Origin of the sequence: Vreelandella sp. F11 (assembly GCF_042466685.1) — a bacterium.
GTDB lineage: Bacteria > Pseudomonadota > Gammaproteobacteria > Pseudomonadales > Halomonadaceae > Vreelandella.
This window is the reverse complement of record NZ_CP170448.1, coordinates 2,536,283-2,551,169: the sequence shown is the minus strand read 5'-3', so window position 1 is coordinate 2,551,169 and position 14,887 is coordinate 2,536,283. Positions and strand designations below refer to the sequence as shown.

General features: G+C 51.8%; 18 protein-coding genes. 16 read left to right on the top strand and 2 right to left on the bottom strand.

The window, feature by feature from the left end; genetic code table 11:
* Positions 1–7: 7 nt before the first annotated feature.
* Positions 8–223 (bottom strand): hypothetical protein, encoded by a 216-nt coding sequence (locus tag ACFIOZ_RS11650; RefSeq protein ID WP_386077725.1) that lies wholly within the window; start codon positions 221–223, stop codon positions 8–10.
* A 166-nt stretch (positions 224–389) separates the two neighbouring features.
* On the opposite strand from ACFIOZ_RS11650, the gene ACFIOZ_RS11645 reads away from it, so the two are divergent.
* The 5 genes from ACFIOZ_RS11645 (at position 390) to ACFIOZ_RS11625 (ending at position 5,046) form a co-directional block, all read left to right on the top strand.
* A complete protein-coding gene (locus ACFIOZ_RS11645; RefSeq protein ID WP_386077723.1) occupies positions 390–563 on the top strand; it encodes a DUF2970 domain-containing protein in 174 nt (57 codons plus the stop codon).
* Positions 564–689: 126 nt separating this feature from the next.
* Positions 690–1,805, top strand: coding sequence for a cytochrome c oxidase subunit II (coxB, locus tag ACFIOZ_RS11640; protein WP_386077721.1), 1,116 nt, complete (start codon positions 690–692; stop codon positions 1,803–1,805).
* Between the two features lie 48 nt (positions 1,806–1,853).
* Positions 1,854–3,488: a cytochrome c oxidase subunit I gene (gene ctaD, locus ACFIOZ_RS11635; protein WP_088700286.1), complete on the top strand. Its 1,635-nt coding sequence runs from the start codon at positions 1,854–1,856 to the stop codon at positions 3,486–3,488.
* A gap of 41 nt (positions 3,489–3,529) precedes the next feature.
* Complete coding sequence (locus ACFIOZ_RS11630; RefSeq protein WP_386077718.1) at positions 3,530–4,189, top strand: cytochrome c oxidase assembly protein; 660 nt, start codon at positions 3,530–3,532, stop codon at positions 4,187–4,189.
* Positions 4,186–5,046 (top strand): cytochrome c oxidase subunit 3, encoded by an 861-nt coding sequence (locus tag ACFIOZ_RS11625; protein ID WP_386077716.1) that lies wholly within the window; start codon positions 4,186–4,188, stop codon positions 5,044–5,046. Before ACFIOZ_RS11630 ends, ACFIOZ_RS11625 begins: the two co-directional genes overlap by 4 nt.
* Positions 5,047–5,051: 5 nt before the next feature.
* On the opposite strand, the gene ACFIOZ_RS11620 is transcribed toward ACFIOZ_RS11625, so the two are convergent.
* Complete coding sequence (locus tag ACFIOZ_RS11620; RefSeq protein WP_386077713.1) at positions 5,052–5,243, bottom strand: DUF2909 domain-containing protein; 192 nt, start codon at positions 5,241–5,243, stop codon at positions 5,052–5,054.
* Between the two features lie 58 nt (positions 5,244–5,301).
* Between ACFIOZ_RS11620 and ACFIOZ_RS11615 the strand changes: the two genes are divergently transcribed.
* The 11 genes from ACFIOZ_RS11615 (at position 5,302) to pheS (ending at position 14,875) form a co-directional block, all read left to right on the top strand.
* Positions 5,302–5,961, top strand: a complete 660-nt coding sequence (locus ACFIOZ_RS11615; RefSeq protein ID WP_386077710.1) for an SURF1 family protein — start codon at positions 5,302–5,304, stop codon at positions 5,959–5,961.
* 5 nt (positions 5,962–5,966) lie between these two features.
* Entirely contained in the window at positions 5,967–6,476 is a 510-nt protein-coding gene (locus tag ACFIOZ_RS11610) for a hypothetical protein (protein ID WP_386077709.1), read from the top strand.
* Between the two features lie 33 nt (positions 6,477–6,509).
* Positions 6,510–7,562 carry a COX15/CtaA family protein gene (locus tag ACFIOZ_RS11605; RefSeq protein ID WP_386077707.1) on the top strand — a complete coding sequence of 351 codons (1,053 nt, stop codon included), beginning with the start codon at positions 6,510–6,512 and terminating at the stop codon, positions 7,560–7,562.
* A 14-nt stretch (positions 7,563–7,576) separates the two neighbouring features.
* Positions 7,577–8,494, top strand: coding sequence for a heme o synthase (cyoE, locus tag ACFIOZ_RS11600; protein WP_386077704.1), 918 nt, complete (start codon positions 7,577–7,579; stop codon positions 8,492–8,494).
* A gap of 133 nt (positions 8,495–8,627) precedes the next feature.
* The gene (locus tag ACFIOZ_RS11595) at positions 8,628–9,095 is read left to right on the top strand and encodes a DUF2489 domain-containing protein (protein ID WP_386077702.1); all 468 of its coding nucleotides are present in this window, start codon (positions 8,628–8,630) and stop codon (positions 9,093–9,095) included.
* A 347-nt stretch (positions 9,096–9,442) separates the two neighbouring features.
* Positions 9,443–10,315, top strand: a complete 873-nt coding sequence (locus ACFIOZ_RS11590; protein ID WP_386077700.1) for an OmpA family protein — start codon at positions 9,443–9,445, stop codon at positions 10,313–10,315.
* Positions 10,316–10,527: 212 nt separating this feature from the next.
* Complete coding sequence (gene thrS / locus ACFIOZ_RS11585) at positions 10,528–12,450, top strand: threonine--tRNA ligase (protein ID WP_386077697.1); 1,923 nt, start codon at positions 10,528–10,530, stop codon at positions 12,448–12,450.
* Positions 12,451–12,510: 60 nt separating this feature from the next.
* Entirely contained in the window at positions 12,511–13,002 is a 492-nt protein-coding gene (gene infC, locus ACFIOZ_RS11580; RefSeq protein ID WP_009287797.1) for a translation initiation factor IF-3, read from the top strand.
* Positions 13,003–13,083: 81 nt separating this feature from the next.
* Complete coding sequence (gene rpmI / locus ACFIOZ_RS11575; RefSeq protein ID WP_009724291.1) at positions 13,084–13,278, top strand: 50S ribosomal protein L35; 195 nt, start codon at positions 13,084–13,086, stop codon at positions 13,276–13,278.
* A gap of 64 nt (positions 13,279–13,342) precedes the next feature.
* Positions 13,343–13,696 carry a 50S ribosomal protein L20 gene (rplT, locus tag ACFIOZ_RS11570; protein ID WP_007114344.1) on the top strand — a complete coding sequence of 118 codons (354 nt, stop codon included), beginning with the start codon at positions 13,343–13,345 and terminating at the stop codon, positions 13,694–13,696.
* 159 nt (positions 13,697–13,855) lie between these two features.
* Positions 13,856–14,875 carry a phenylalanine--tRNA ligase subunit alpha gene (pheS, locus tag ACFIOZ_RS11565; protein ID WP_386077693.1) on the top strand — a complete coding sequence of 340 codons (1,020 nt, stop codon included), beginning with the start codon at positions 13,856–13,858 and terminating at the stop codon, positions 14,873–14,875.
* The last annotated feature ends 12 nt before the right edge of the window (positions 14,876–14,887 follow it).

Genomic DNA, 14,887 nt, shown 5'->3' with positions numbered 1-14,887 from the left:
CACGGGGTTACTCGCTACGCTTTTCCGGGAGCTCGTCTGGAATGCGGTAGCGCACACCATCAACGCGCTCCTCCTCGTAGCGTTGATTCTCCTCTTCAGGCACAACGCCGATGACGGTTTCCTGAGAGCCGTCAGGCCATGTATAAGTCGTGCAGCCTGCTAGCAGCAGAGGCATCATAGCCAGTAATGTAGAGGTGGATAAGGCGTTGCGGCGCTTGAGCATAAGGCACTCCATTGGTTGGCGCTGATCCTGACAATAAACTGAGTATCTCACATTGAGAAACTATAGGTAGTCATTTGCCTGACGTAATGCTTATGTATGCCTATGATAATAGCGGTTAACCCTTTAGCCTGCATAATGCGAGAGCGTCGATCCCCTCGGAGGTTCTATGTGGTCGGTGGTGAAATCAGTGCTAGCAGCCTTGCTGGGTGTCCAGAGCAACCAAAAGCGTGAAGAAGACTTTAGTAGTGGCAGGCCAGCAGCCTACCTGGTCACTGGTGTGGTGATTACGCTGCTATTTGTTTTGGTACTTGTTTTTTTGGCTATGTTTGCGGCGCGCTGAAAAGCGTTGATAGCGTTAAATAAGCAAAGCGTGACGAATCGCACATATTTTCTATACTGCTAATATCCCAATTAACCCTGTCCTAATCTAACGATAAGTAATAACAACAATAAGCTGGAGGTATCTATGCGTTCACGGTGGTGGTGGCTAATGGCCATATCCCTTGCTGCAAGCGAGTCGCAAGCTCAGTCCAACGGCTGGAATATGCCCGTTGGCGTAACTGATGTGAGCAGCGACATTTATGGCCTGCACATGACCATTTTTTGGATATGTGTCGTGATTGGCGTGGTGGTTTTTGGAGCGATGTTCTACTCCCTGCTTCGTTATCGCCACTCCAAAGGGGCAAAGGCTGCTCACTTTCACGAGCATACCAGTGTGGAAGTATTATGGACCGCCATCCCCATTTTGATTTTGGTTGGTATGGCGGTGCCCGCCACCGCCACCTTGAAAAATATGTACGACTCATCAGACGCAGAGCTGGACGTAATGATTACCGGCCAGCAGTGGCGTTGGCGCTACGAGTATCTTGGCGAGGATGTCGCCTTTACCTCAAATATGAGTACGCCGAGAGCACAAATCAGTGGTGAAGAGGCTCGTGGGGAGCACTACTTATTAGAGGTTGATGAACCGCTGGTGTTGCCGATTAACCGTAAAGTTCGCTTTCTAATGACCTCCGACGACGTTATTCACTCATGGTGGGTGCCGGATCTAGCGGTCAAGCAGGATACGATCCCCGGCTTTATTAATGAGAACTGGGTGAAGATCAACGAACCGGGTATTTATCGGGGTCAATGTGCTGAGCTGTGCGGTATTGATCACGGCTTTATGCCGGTGGTGGTGCATGCCGTAGAAGAAGAAGAGTTTGAAAGCTGGCTGGCAGAACGGAAAGAGGCCGCTGAACAAGAGGCAATGGGGGTAGACCGCGAGTGGGAAATGGCAGAACTAGTAGAGCGCGGTGAATCCGTTTATCAATCGATTTGCTCCTCTTGTCACCAAGCAGAAGGCCAGGGCTCGCCGCCGGCATTTCCTGCACTGGCGAATAACGAACAGCTATTGAATGATGTGGATTGGCACCTTGATAAGGTAGTAAACGGCGTCTCGGGCGCTGCCATGCCCGCTTTTCGAAGCACGTTAAACCCTGTTGAAATCGCTGCTGTAGTCACCTACACGCGTAATGCTTGGGGTAATGATACGGGAGAGGTGGTACAGCCTTCCGAAGTGGCTGAATTAATTGCCCAATAATCCCAGTATGCCAACCCATCAGACAACAACAATATTTCGGAGAGTCACATGGCGCCCAAACTACCTCCACAGCCCTCGCTGCAACATAGCACCACGGCCGTCGCCGATGGACAGAGCCATGGGCATGCTGCACCGCCGAAAGGTATTTTACGCTGGCTACTGACTACCAATCACAAAGAGATCGGCTCCCTGTATCTGATTTTTTCGCTGACGATGTTTTTCATTGGCGGAATCTTTGCCCTGGTAGTGAGGGCTGAGCTTTTTCAGCCCGGTCTGCAGTTAGTCGAACCGGAGTTTTTCAACCAGATGACCACCATGCATGGTTTGATCATGGTGTTCGCTGCGGTAATGCCTGCTTTCACCGGCTTAGCCAACTGGATGATACCGTTGCAGATCGGTGCGCCGGACATGGCACTACCCCGGTTAAATAACTTCAGTTTTTGGCTGCTGCCGGTTTCATTCACGCTGTTACTTTCAACGCTGCTTATGCCCGGTGGGGGGCCAAACTTCGGCTGGACATTCTATGCGCCGCTGTCGACGAATTTTGCCCCCCCCTCGACAACTTTCTTTATTCTCGCCCTGCATATTGCCGGTATTAGCTCTATTCTCGGCGCCATCAACATTATCGCGACCATACTTAATATGCGTGCGCCGGGTATGCGTTTAATGGATATGCCGCTGTTTGTTTGGACTTGGCTGATTACCGCTTTTCTGCTGATTGCTGTGATGCCGGTTTTGGCGGGGGTAATCACCATGATGCTAATGGATATTAACTTTGGTACCAGTTTCTTCGATGCTGCTGGGGGTGGGGATCCGGTGCTGTTTCAGCACCTGTTCTGGTTCTTTGGCCACCCAGAAGTGTACATCATGATTCTACCTGCCTTTGGCATTGTCTCGGCGATCATCCCTACCTTTGCGCGTAAGCCGCTGTTCGGTTACGCATCGATGGTGTATGCCACGGCTGCCATTGCATTACTGTCATTTCTAGTCTGGGCTCACCATATGTTTATAGTCGGGCTCCCCTTGGTGGCGGAACTGTTTTTTATGTACTCCACCATGCTGATCGCCGTGCCTACCGGGGTTAAGGTGTTTAACTGGGTTACTACACTTTTTCGCGGCTCGATTAGCTTTGAATCGCCGATGCTATTTGCCTTGGCCTTTGTGGTGCTGTTTACCATCGGTGGTTTTTCAGGGCTGATGCTGGCCATCGCCCCGGCGGATTTTCAGTATCACGATACCTACTTTGTGGTGGCTCACTTCCACTATGTACTGGTACCTGGGGCAATCTTCGCCATTATGGCTGGGGTCTATTACTGGTTGCCTAAATGGACCGGGCATTACCCCAACGAGAAGCTCGCCCAGTGGCACTTCTGGTTCTCGATTATTGGTGTCAATTTAACCTTCTTCCCTATGCACTTTGCGGGCTTAGCGGGTATGCCGCGGCGAATCCCTGACTATGCCCTTCAGTTTGCCGACTTTAATTTGCTCTCAAGTATTGGCGCTTTCTTCTTCGGTGCATCTCAACTGCTATTTGTATTGGGCGTCATACTGTGTGTGCGCGGGGGCAAAAAAGCGCCAGCAAAAGCTTGGGAGGGTGCAGAAGATTTGGAGTGGACGGTACCTAGCCCAGCGCCGCTGCATACGTTTGAAACGCCACCTGTGTTTCATCGTACGTCCCACTAATGACCAAATAGAGCACATGGGGCGCAAGCCCAAGAGGTGTTATGGACGATCAAGATCAGGCAAAAGTAGGAGTACGCCGTACGGTCATTAGGACAGTCGCCGTACTGGTCGGCATGTTTGGGTTTGCCTTTGCACTGGTGCCGCTCTACGACGTTTTTTGCCAAATCACCGGTCTTAACGGCAAAGTGGATGCCACTGCGCAAAGTATTGTGCATGAAGAGGTGGATGATTCGCGTTATATCAACGTGCAATTTATCACTCGCGGCAGCCCCGGCTTGCCGTGGCGGATGAGCGTTGAGATGCGCCAGATGAGTGTGCACCCCGGGCAAATGGCGGAAGTCGATTTTACCTTCACCAATAATAGCCGTAGCGAAAGCTGGGGGAGAGCAGTGCCCAGTGTGTCCCCCTCTACTGCCACGACGCACCTACGTAAAATCAGCTGTTTCTGCTTTCAGGAGCAGCAGTTGCAGGGTAATGAGCGGTTAACCATCCCGTTGGTATTCCAGCTAGCGCGTGATCTGCCTGACGATATTAATACTATTACGCTGGTGTATACCCTCTACCCGGTAGAGCATGCGATTCAAAATGCTGCATTGGATAATGCGCTTAAGAGCAGCGCTAACAGCGAGCTTGTAAACGATCCTAAAAACAATCTCAGTAACAAGCCCAAAAACAATAAAGCGGCGGGAGAAGCGATATGAGCAGTGGTAGCTATTACGTTCCGGCGAGCAGTCGGTGGCCTGTTCTTGGCTCGGTGGCCCTGGGCGCCATGATGGTCGGTACCGGTATTAAGCTTGTCTATGACACCGGCTTGCCGCTGGTGTTAATTGGCGTGATTGGCGTTATTGCAGTGATGGCACTCTGGTTCCGCGACGTCATTAGCGAGTCCCGGGGAGGGCTGTATGATGCTCAAATGGATCGCTCATTTCGCTGGGGCATGGGCTGGTTTATTTTTTCGGAAGTGATGTTTTTCGCCGCATTTTTTGGAGCGCTGTTTTACGTACGTATGTTTGCTATCCCATGGCTAGGAGGGGAAGGTGCAAAAGGCGTTTCTGCATTGCTATGGCCTGATTTTGTAGCCACATGGCCGCTGCTGAATCCGCCTGACTCGTCTATCGTTGGAGCCCGGCAAGTGTTTAGTCCGTGGCAGTTACCGCTTGTTAACACGCTGATTTTGATAACTTCCAGCATTACATTGACGATTGCTCATGAGGCCTTAAAGGAGGGCTATCGCAAGACATGCCGCAATTGGCTAGCGGGTACGGTGCTTCTGGGGGTCTGTTTCATATTGATTCAGGGTGTCGAGTACTACGAAGCCTACGCGCATTACGGAATTACTCTAGAGGCGGGGATCTTTGGTGCGACGTTCTTTATCTTGACGGGCTTTCATGGCGTTCACGTCATTATCGGCACGCTGATTTTAGCCACTATGCTGGTGCGTATTATTAAAGGGCACTTCGCTGACGAAAACCATTTTGGCTTTGAAGCCTCTTGCTGGTATTGGCACTTTGTTGATGTGGTCTGGGTTGGGCTGTTTATTTTTGTCTACGTCTTATAGTCGCATTAGCCTAATTGGCCCGACCAATAGCCAAAAATAATTAATGCCATGAGTAGACAGGCTAAGCCAATTCTCCATTTGAGAGAGCGTAATAGACGGCGTGAAGAGGCGTGATCACGCAGCAGGAAGCCTGCCCCCATGGCCAAGCTGATAACCATCGCAATAAATACGGCGGCAATGAGTAGTTGTAACCACATGATAAAACCCTCTCGGCAATGGCGTTTTTATAGTTGGTGCCTGTTCTGGAGTTTGTTAGTGACGTTAGGCACCTTTTTAGGACTATGGCAGTGGGAGAGGGCAGATGACAAGCGGTTAGCTATCACTCTTCGTGATGCAGCCCCTGCATTGGTACAACCCACCGAGCCGCCAGTTCAAGGTGCCCAAGTCACGTTGCGGGGACAGTACTTAGACGAGCAAACGCTCTATTTGGATAACCGTGTTGTAGATGGGAAGGTGGGCGTCGCGGTACTAACACCTCTACGTGATACCCACGGGCAGCTTTGGCTTGTACAGCGAGGTTTTTTAGCCACCGGGCCGCGTCGCGAACCACCTCATGTAGACACGCCCAGTGGCGTGGTTGAGTTGACCGGCGAGTGGCAGGAGGTTCAAACGGGTGGGCCGCTATATGGGGAGAATAGAGAAGGTGTGAGGCTGCAACAGCTTAGTCATGAGCCCTGGCACGCTTCCTTAGGCTCATTTAGTTACTCCGGCTGGTTGCACGCGAGCAGGGGTGACGGTGTTTTGATCCCTTGGTGGGAAGCCAATGTAATGCCACCGAGTCGGCATATGGGCTACGCCTTTCAATGGTGGGGGTTAGCCCTGGCGGCACTGGTTGTCATGTTTATCGGCGGCCAAAAATTGCGTCGCGATGGGGCTCAACAAAAGCGCTTAGGTCATAAAAATAAACAAGGGTGAAGATAATGCAGGACGCCAAGCACATTCGCCGCCAGCGGCTCAAGTTAATCCTAATTTTTGTGATATTTGCGGCGCCAATGGTCGCTGCTTGGGGAATGGTCGAGTTCCGCATCGGTATTCCAGACCAGCATACAGCTCACGGAAAGGTGGATGTGGCGTTACCCGTTCTCGATGAGTGGCCTTTAACAACCGCCGCTGTCAATGACCAAGAGGCCTGGATACTGGCTTTTGACTGCACTCAGCAGTGTGAACAGCGTAAGGATGAGTTTTGGCGTTTACATCGCGCTTTAGGCCGCGAAGCGCCGAGATTAACCCGTCTGAGAATTGGAGGAGATCCCGAACCGCTTCCCGGAGAGATGATTAGCGAATGGCAGCAACTGCCACCATGGCGTGAAGATAACTCAGTGTGGTTGCTTGATCCTATGGGGCGCCCGGCATTGGCATTTGATGCAAATGTAGCCACTAAGTACGTGCTCGATGATATCCAGCATTTGCTTAAAGTGAACCCTCAATAAATCGCTACTAGCTTCTGCTGTGAAGGAAACGCCATGCACGATTTATATGAACGCCGCTTGCGATGGTTAGTGCGATTAACGCTGGTAGGTACACTGTTTACCGCAGTGGTCATGCTGGTAGGCGCCTGGACGCGTCTAGTCGATGCGGGTTTGGGTTGCCCTGACTGGCCAGGTTGCTACGGCAAACTGCTAGTACCTGATAGTGACTTTGCCACGCTACGTCATCCTGATGTTCCGTTGGAGCCCTTTAAAGCGTGGGTGGAAATGGTGCATCGCTATATAGCCACTCTGCTGGGGCTGGTGGTACTTAGCGTTATTGCGTTAGGTTGGCCTTTACGGCACCGTCGCGACTATCCGTGGCGTTTAAGCTTGATGCTGCTCGTCGTTATTCTGCTTCAGGGTGCCTTTGGTGCCTTCACAGTGACGCTCAAGTTATGGCCCCAAGTAGTTACCCTGCATCTAATGGGTGGGTTGAGCGTATTGCTGCTGTTTTTTTGGCTGCATCTTCGCTTACGTCTCGCCGCCACACCAAAGTCAACAAGTGAGCCTCGACGTGCTAATGCATGGTGGGGGATTGCAGCATGTTTGCTGGTTGTACAATTGGCGCTAGGTGGATGGGTGTCCAGCAATTATGCCGGTATCGCTTGCCAAGGATTCCCTACTTGTAATGGTCAATGGGTTCCCGCGATGGATATTAGCGAGGGCTTTCATCTCACCCAGACCGTAGGGCCCAATTACTTACATGGGCAGTTGCATGCCGATGCCCGTACTGCGATTCAAGTGGTTCATCGCCTGGGGGCATTGCTGCTTGGTGCTGGGCTAATAGCGCTCTGGTGGCGCTATCGGCAGTGGCAAAGTGCCGCAAGGCCGTTAGCGATTGTCATCGGTTTGTATGCGCTACAGGCTGCGTTGGGGGTTGCTAATGTGCTTCTTTGGCTGCCGTTATGGCTGGCGCTGCTGCACACCGCTGGCGCCATCGCGTTGGCTGTTGGACTCCTCTGGGCATGGTGGCGTTGGCGCTATCAAGAGGCAGATGTCTACTCAATGACCACTCATTCACCCTATAACAATGTTATTGCTCATTAAAAGGAAAGCATGCCATGCGAAATATAACAATGACGCTACCCACGGCACTGCCTTCTATGGTGTGGGGCTGGAAAGAACTACTGGGCCTGTGCAAGCTTAAAGTGGTGGTCGTTATGTTGGTGTGCACCGCCGTAGGGATGGCGTTAGCAACCCCAGGCCTACCAGCGTTGACGAGTGTCACCTTTGGACTAGCCGGAATAGGTTTGGCCTCTTGCGGTGCCGCTGCTTTTAACCATGTCATCGACCGCCACTTGGATGCGGTAATGACGCGAACGTCTCGCCGCCCAGTAGCAAGCAAACGACTACCCGTGGCGATCGCCATAGCTTGGGCGTGCTTGCTGTCTGTCGCGGGTGTTGCGCTATTGGCATGGCAGGTTAACCACTTAACGGCTGCGCTAACCTTTGCCTCACTTATTGGTTATGCGTTGATTTATACAGCTTTTTTAAAGCGGGCTACACCGCAAAATATCGTTATAGGTGGAGTGGCTGGCGCCGCGCCGCCGCTTTTGGGGTGGGTCGCGATCACTGGGCAAATCACCCCCGAGCCGCTACTGTTGATGTTGATTATTTTTGCTTGGACGCCGCCACACTTCTGGGCGCTGGCCATTCATAAGCGCGATGATTATGCTCGGGCAGGCATTCCCATGCTGCCTGTTACTCATGGTATCCCTTTTACGCGGCTACAAATTTGGCTGTATGGGTGGTTAACCGTGTTAACCACATTATTGCCAGTGATGATAGGTATGAGTGGCGCACTCTACCTGTTTATCGTTGTGTGCCTAAATGCACGCTTTATGGTCTGGAATTGGCGAGTGTGGCGCGGCCAGGATTCCACTGCCCCTATCGGCGCATTTTGGTTCTCGATTCGCTACCTACTGGGTGTTTTCGGTGCGCTAATACTTGATCATTACGCTGCGTTGCTGGTTTGGTAACCCAGCGTATCAAGTGGTTCGAGGGAGTGTCTTTCAGCCAGGGGGTAAGACAAGTCTGGATGCCATTGGCGTAATGGTGGTATAAGGGTGTACAATTTTCGTCAAGTAATTTATTCGTTTAATGAGGAGTTGCATGAACTCAACGGTGGCGTTGGTACTACTGGCCGTGGCGATTGCAGTGGTTATAGGTCTATGCCTCTACGCATGGTCGTTACGTAAAGAGGTCAGCCGCAGAGAAGCTTATCGACGCGATGAAAACGCTCGCGCTCAACAAAATAGCTTAGAAAACCTTGATTACGTTGCGAGCGCGCTGGTTCAGGAGCAGGTTGATATTACCGAAGGCGCCTGGCGTTGCAAGGTGCTGCTAGAGATCATTGACCCTAGTTTAACAGAACGCACTGAATTTCAGGCGTTTGCCGAGCATTACAGCCGTACTCAGCACCTGAATACGCACTCTGCGCGTCAGCAATTGACTGCCCGAGAACGTATGCAAGAAGACAAAGAGCGTTTGATGGCGGAAGATGATATGCGTGAAGCCGTATTGGAAGCCGCTAGAGCAGTGCTTGAATGGCGTGCCCAAGGTAAAAACGCGCTGCATTGAATACTGGTTTTGAGCGGTTTTGACCGCGCAAAAGCATAGCAAACTAATTTTTAGTGCCCATCGCGGCAATTTTGCTATGCTAAAGGATGTCGGTATTGGCAAGAAGTTGATATCTTGGCATTGTTGCCTTTTGGCGCCTAGGCGTTAATGATAGGCACACCGTTTTGTATTAACTGGATGCTGAGCGTTTAGTACGCAGGTATTAGTACTGGTGCCTTGTGTTGAATGCTTGGTGCAAAAACTGGTGATACAGAACAGGCGAAAAATGGATGCTCTCGCAATAAGAAGCATTGGATAGATTTGGTCACTTAAGGCCATTTCAGCATTGGATCAAGAAGGAGTCTTGCATGAAAAAATCAACGACTGGCTTGCTAATCGGTTCTGCACTGGTAGTCGGCCTTTCTGGCTGTGCCAGCTCGGCCTCACAGTCTTCCGGCCAAGCAAGCGCTAGCAGCAGCGACCGTAGCTGGTACCAGCACCCTGCAGTATGTGGTCTAGCCGGCGGTTTGATTGGTGGCAGCATTGGCTACGCTACCAGCAGTAGTTCTGATGAAGAGAGCGGTGCTGCTACTGGTGCCGCAGCGGGTGCTGCTATCGGCGGACTGCTATGCGCCGATCGTACCCCTGAGCCGGTTGCACCACAGTGCCCGAGCTATGGCGAAGTGCCCGCTGGTGTTGCTGTTGACGCCGAAGGTTGCCCGCTAGATTCTGACGGTGACGGCGTGCCGGACTACCGTGATCAGTGCCCAGGCACTCCCGCTGGTGTTGAAGTGAACGCCAATGGTTGCCCGCTTGACTCCGATAACGACGGCGTGCCGGACTACCGTGACCAGTGCCCGAATACCCCTGCTGGCGTAGAAGTTAACGCCTTGGGTTGTCCAGATAGTGTTGTTCTGCAGGATGTTAACTTTGAGTTTGACTCTGCTCAGTTAACTCCAAACGCTCAGAATGTACTAAACGGCGTTGCAGAGCGTTTGGTGAGCAACCCTGATGTTCGCGTAAGCATTGAAGGCCACACTGATTCACGCGGTTCTGACGAGTACAACAAAAACTTGTCACAAGAGCGTGCCCAGTCTGTTGCGTCTTACCTCGCTAGTCGTGGTGTAGAGGCCAATCGCATGCGTGCAGTAGGTTACGGTGAAGAGCGTCCTATCGCCTCTAACGAGACTGAAGAAGGTCGTTTCCAGAACCGTCGCGTTGAATTGGATGAGTGGAACTAAGTTCACTTATCTTCCGGGGTTTGCTGATTAGTTTATAAAAGGCTAGCGGCAATGCGCGGATAAAGAAACGGGAGGCTTATGCCTCCCGTTTTTATTTTAAGCAGTCAGCAATTCTGCTAATCTTGCCGCTGTTTTAGTTTTGCAACTCCCAAGACCATTGATAGCGAAATGTGATCCTTGGTATGGATCACCACTGCGCTCAAGGAATCTGAATGCCTATTGTTACTCTGCCCGACGGCAGCCAAAGAACGTTTGAAGCACCGCTGACCATTATGCAGCTTGCAGAATCCATTGGCCCTGGTTTGGCTAAGGCCTGTGTTGCTGGGAAAATTGATGGTGTGTTGGTGGATGCCGCTGACCTGATTGAGCAAGATGCGGAAGTTGCTATCATCACCGCACGTGACCCTGAAGGCCTGGAGATTATCCGTCACTCCTGCGCCCACCTCATCGGTCATGCGGTTAAGCAGATGTACCCCGAGGCCAAAATGGCCATCGGCCCGGTTATCGAAGATGGCTTCTATTACGACATTGAGTTTGGTCAATCGGTCACACCCGAAGACTTGGAAGCCATTGAAGCGCGTATGCAGTCACTTATAGAGCGCGAGTACGATGTGGTGCGCGAGTATGTAGATCGCGACAAGGCAATGCTAACCTTTTTGCATCGTGATGAACCTTATAAGCAGGAGATTGTGCGCGACATTCCTGATGATGCGACTATCCGGCTTTACCATCATGAAGAGTATGTCGACATGTGCCGCGGGCCGCACGTGCCCAATACTCGCCACTTAAAAGCCTTCAAGCTTACCAAGTTGGCAGGCGCCTATTGGCGTGGTGACGCCGCCAATACCATGCTAACGCGTATCTATGGCACTGCATGGGGCGACAAAAAACAGCTTAAAGCTTACGTTAAGCGTCTTGAAGAGGCAGAGAAGCGCGATCATCGTAAGCTGGCACGTCGCCTGGATCTCTTTCACATGCAGGAAGAGGCGCCGGGAATGATATTCTGGCACCCAAATGGCTGGGCGCTATGGCAGCAGATCGAACAATATATGCGAGGCGTCTACAAAGAGGGTGGGTATCAGGAAATACGCTGCCCCCAGATTATGGACGTATCGCTTTGGAAGAAATCAGGGCACTGGGATAACTACGCGGACGGGATGTTTTTTACTGAGTCTGAAAAGCGTGAGTATGCCCTTAAACCGATGAACTGCCCTGGGCACGTTCAGGTGTTTAATTCCGGCTTGCGCAGCTACCGTGAACTGCCTGTTCGTTTTGGTGAGTTTGGTGGTTGCCACCGTAATGAGCCATCCGGTGCTTTGCACGGTATCATGCGTGTGCGTGCATTTACCCAAGATGATGGCCATGTGTTTTGTACAGAAGCTCAGGTTGAGCCTGAAGTAACTGCTTTTCATCGCCAAGCGTTGAAGGTTTATGGCGATTTCGGCTTTGATGATATTGCGATTAAAATTGCTCTTCGCCCAGAAAAACGCATTGGCAGTGATGAGGTTTGGGATCGTGCAGAAGATGCGCTGCGCAGTGCCTTAAAAAGCTGTGGCGTAGAGTGGCAGGAACTTCCTGGCGAAGGTGCGTTCTATGGCCCCAAGATTGAGTACCACATGAAAGATTGCCTGGGCCGCGAATGGCAGGTTGGGACCATGCAGGTCGATTTTATGATGCCAGAGCGACTCGGAGCCCAATATGTCACCGAAGAGGGGCAGCGCAAGTCGCCGGTGATGTTGCATCGTGCTATTGTTGGCTCCATGGAGCGCTTCATTGGCATCTTGATTGAACATTATGCTGGCGCTATGCCATTATGGCTGGCACCTCAGCAGGCGGTTGTCATGACGATCACCGATTCACAGCGTGAATATGCGCTCGAATTAGAGAAACGTCTGCAAAAAAGTGGCTTGCGTATTAAAGCGGACTTGAGGAACGAGAAGATCGGCTTTAAAATCCGTGAGCATACGTTACAGAAAGTTCCCTATCTCCTTGTGGTGGGAGATAAGGAAGTCGAAGCTGACTCAGTGGCCGTGCGAACACGCAGCGGCGAAAACCTCGGTACAATGACGGTCGATGAATTTATTGAACGCCATACTGCCGAGAGAGCAGCCCTGGCGACATCGTCAATTGCCTAAGGAGACGGAACGATCAAGAGAAGCAACCAGCGCGGGCGTCCAGCAGACAAACGCCCACCAATGAACGAGCGAATTGTCGAAGAAGAAGTGCGCCTTATTGGTAGCGACGGTGAGCAGTTGGGTGTTGTGCCCACCACCGAAGCGCTAGAGCGTGCTGAATCTGAAAGCTTAGATCTCGTACAAATTTCGAATGCCGACCCCATCGTCTGTAAGATTATGGATTACGGCAAGTTCGTTTTTGAGACCAAGAAGCAGAAAGCGGCTCAAAAGAAGAAGCAGAAGCAAATCCAGGTTAAGGAAGTTAAATTCCGTCCTGGCACCGATGAAGGCGATTATCAGGTCAAGCTTAAAAACCTGACGCGCTTTTTGGAAGGTGGTGACAAGGGCAAGGTCACACTGCGCTTCCGTGGTCGTGAAATGGCGCACCAGGATATCGGCCGTAAGCTGATGGAAAGGATCGCGGCAGACCTGGAAGAGATCGGAGTGGTAGAGGCTTTTCCAAAAATGGAAGGCCGCCAAATGATCATGATTATTGCCCCGAAGAAGAAGTGATCCAACGGCGATGTCAACGGGCCAGCGTTAAACCGGTGGTCGGCCCTGGGTTTTCTAAAAATATCGAGCGGAGTTTTCCTCATGCCGAAAATCAAAAGCAACAGCGGCGCTGCCAAGCGCTTCAAGAAGACGGCTAATGGCTTCAAGCACAAGCAGTCTTTCCGTAGCCACATCTTGACCAAGAAGTCGACCAAGCGTAAGCGTCAACTGCGTGGAATGAAGCAGATCCACGCGTCTGACAAAGCGCTTATCCAGCGTATGCTGCCGAATCTGTAAGTCGGGATTTCGTTTTTCTGAGTGCACAAATTTTTTGCCTCAGCCTTAAAGTCAGGAGTGTGTTATGACTCGAGTTAAACGTGGCGTAGTAGCGCGTCGTCGCCATAAAAAAGTATTGAAGCTTGCCAAAGGTTACTACGGTGCCCGTTCGCGCGTTTTCCGCGTTGCCAAGCAAGCCGTTATTAAGGCCGGTCAGTACGCTTACCGTGACCGCCGCAACCGTAAGCGCCAGTTCCGTGCGCTTTGGATCCAGCGTATTAACGCCGGTGCACGCGTCAATGGTATGTCTTACAGCCGCTTCGTAGGCGGCCTTAAGAAAGCCGGTATCGAAATCGACCGTAAAGTATTGGCCGATTTGGCAGTACACGAGAAGGCTGCATTTGCCGCCATCGTGGAAAAAGCCAAGGCTGCCCAATAAGGTAATATGCACGGGGCGTTTGCCCGTGTTACGTGCCTAAGGTCATTTCAGAGTGACCCATCCAGGGGAAGAGCAGCCGCTCTTCCCCTGTTTTTTTGTCACCTTCAACGTGCCACGCCATCTTCACGGATGGACACCGCTTAATTCGGAGTGAAACGGATGGATCACCTTCCTACTCTGGTATCTGAGGCTCGCGACGCCATTCAGGCTGCGCAGAGTGTCGCCGCACTAGACGAGTTACGAGTACGCTACTTAGGTAAAAAAGGTGAGGTAACTGCCTTACTGAAAGGCTTGGGTAAGCTGTCAGCCGACGAGCGCCCGGCGGCAGGCGAGCGTATTAACCAAGCCAAGCAAACGCTGGCGGACGAAATTGATGCTAAGCGCGAGCAGCTTGAGAGCGCTGCGCTGAATGCCCGCTTGGCCGCTGAAAGTATCGATGTCACTTTGCCGGGACGTGGCCAGGCCAGTGGTGGGTTGCATCCCGTGACGCGTACGCTTGAGCGTATAGAGGGGCTGTTTACACGTATTGGTTATGACGTGGCGGTAGGGCCTGAAATTGAAGACGATTATCACAATTTTGAAGCCCTCAATATCCCCGCGCACCATCCCGCTCGAGGCATGGCTGATACCTTCTATTTTGATGCCACGCGCTTGCTGCGTACTCACACCTCGCCGGTGCAAGTGCGCACGATGAAAAACAGCGAGCCGCCCATTCGTATTGTTTGTCCAGGGCGCGTCTATCGCAGTGACTCTGATCTTACCCATACGCCGATGTTCCATCAGGTGGAGGGATTGTTGGTGGATGAAGGGGTCAGCTTTGCTGACCTTAAAGGTACCATCGAAGACTTTTTGCAGGCATTTTTTGAGCGCGACGATCTTTCGGTGCGTTTCCGTCCCTCCTACTTTCCATTCACTGAACCCTCCGCCGAAGTGGATATTCAGTGTGTGATGTGTAGTGGGGCAGGCTGCCGCGTCTGTTCCCATAGTGGCTGGTTGGAAGTGATGGGGTGTGGGATGGTGCATCCTGAAGTCTTCCGCCACTCGGGTATTGATGCCGAGCGCTATACCGGTTTTGCCTTCGGAATGGGGGCTGAGCGTTTGGCAATGCTACGCTATGGCGTGAATGACTTACGCCTGTTCTTTGAAAACGATCTGCGTTTTTTACGTCAATTCGCTTAAGACCGCCGCCGA